Source organism: Dolichospermum circinale AWQC131C, assembly GCF_000426905.1.
In the GTDB taxonomy this organism is placed as follows: domain Bacteria; phylum Cyanobacteriota; class Cyanobacteriia; order Cyanobacteriales; family Nostocaceae; genus Dolichospermum; species Dolichospermum circinale.
In genome coordinates, this window is record NZ_KE384623.1 from 112,704 (window position 1) to 114,284 (window position 1,581).

At 32.4% G+C, this 1,581-nt stretch carries 2 protein-coding genes; both read right to left on the bottom strand.

All coding sequences use genetic code 11. From position 1 onward, the window contains the following. Nucleotides 1-26: 26 nt before the first annotated feature. Nucleotides 27-626: a Uma2 family endonuclease gene (locus ACIR131C_RS0114795; RefSeq protein ID WP_196811775.1), complete on the bottom strand. Its 600-nt coding sequence runs from the start codon at nucleotides 624-626 to the stop codon at nucleotides 27-29. A 110-nt stretch (nucleotides 627-736) separates the two neighbouring features. Next, entirely contained in the window at nucleotides 737-1,360 is a 624-nt protein-coding gene (locus tag ACIR131C_RS0114800) for a hypothetical protein (protein ID WP_028090832.1), read from the bottom strand. Nucleotides 1,361-1,581: the final 221 nt, after the last annotated feature.

Sequence of the window (1,581 nt, forward strand, 5' to 3'; positions counted from 1 at the left end):
TGTCAGTACAATATAAAATATTATACCTAATCTTCACTTTGACTAAAATCAACGTACTGATAAAGTCCTTTTAAACTCATCTCAAAATCCACAGTTTCCAACTTTAAAACTTCTGATTCTCCTCGATAATCAGTTAATAGCCATTTACCTTGTTCATTTTTCACAAACTGCTTAATATAATATTCAGTTTGGGAAATTAAAATATATTCTTGAAAACTGGGAATCGTCGGATAAGCGTCAAATTTATCCCCTTGATCATAGTTAGATGTGGATTTTGATAAGACTTCAATAATCACAAGCGGATTAGTAATAACATTTTGAGTTTTACCTTGATAAATTGCTTTACCTTCCACTACCATCACATCAGGATAAGTATAACGATTAGATGCTTCAATCCATAATTTTACATCTCCTATATATACTTCATAACCTTTATTACCTAAATTAAACAAAAGAAAAGCATAAATTTGTCCTGCTAATTTATTATGATTTGTTGTTCCCCCAGTCATGGCGATAATTTGCCCATTTAAGTATTCATGTTTGCTTTCAGATTGATTTTCTAACTCCAGATATTCTTCTGGGGTATAATAGGTTTTTTCTGTTTGAATAGGAGTGGCTAGAGTCATATTTTTCTCCTTAATTACTTTGTATGATAACTGGTTATTGCCTATTATGTCAAATAATTTAATCAAATCAGCAATTTCTATAGTTTCATTGTGAGTTTTCTCATGTTGATTTATTTTTGTTCTAGTTGACCTAAAATAATCAAACTTTCCAAGTCTTCTGAGGCACTGGGCAAATATTGCTTGATGACAGTTTTAACTTTTTGCAATTGTAAATTATTTGCTCCTCCTAACATTCGGCTAATATCGGCTAAATCTTGACTGCGGCCTGCTATCAGTTTCATTAAAACTAAATAAGGTAAGTCAATTATTGGCAAACCATCAGGTGCATAGTTGGGATTATTAAGAGCTTCTCTTATCCAATTATCCTCAATTTCTAATACATCTAAATATGTCTCATCTTGTAATTTCCATTGAGTACCCGGAATACTTAACTCACCAATTTTTTGCCCCTGGGCTTTTTCCAAATCCTGATATATTAATTCAGCATCTTTTGCTCTGATAGCAATATCTAAATCCAGAGTCATTCTTTCTGGCATATAAAGTCTTGTGGCTACTCCACCGACTACCAAAAAAGGTGCTTGTTTAATAATATCATTAAGCTTTGTCACCGGATAACTCCAAGTACGTTTGTTTAAAAATTCTACACTGCTTCCTGCCCCCGGTTTAACATATTTCCTTACTAGAGCAATGAATTGTTGTCGTTTGTCAGCATTAACATCAGCTATGTTTGTCATAAGAGGAACAGCGATCGCTTTTATCGTCATCCTTGATTATTTTACATAACAACGGAAATTAGTTGGGGGTTGTTTTTTTCTGTAAGTTGTCCACAGACTCCATTGTGAATTTTCTCCTGTTGAGTAATATCATTGTGTTTTCTCTAATGCAGAAAATAATATCATTATTAGTGATCATTATTCATAAACTATCAGGGTCAATATTTAACTCTCTCAACTTT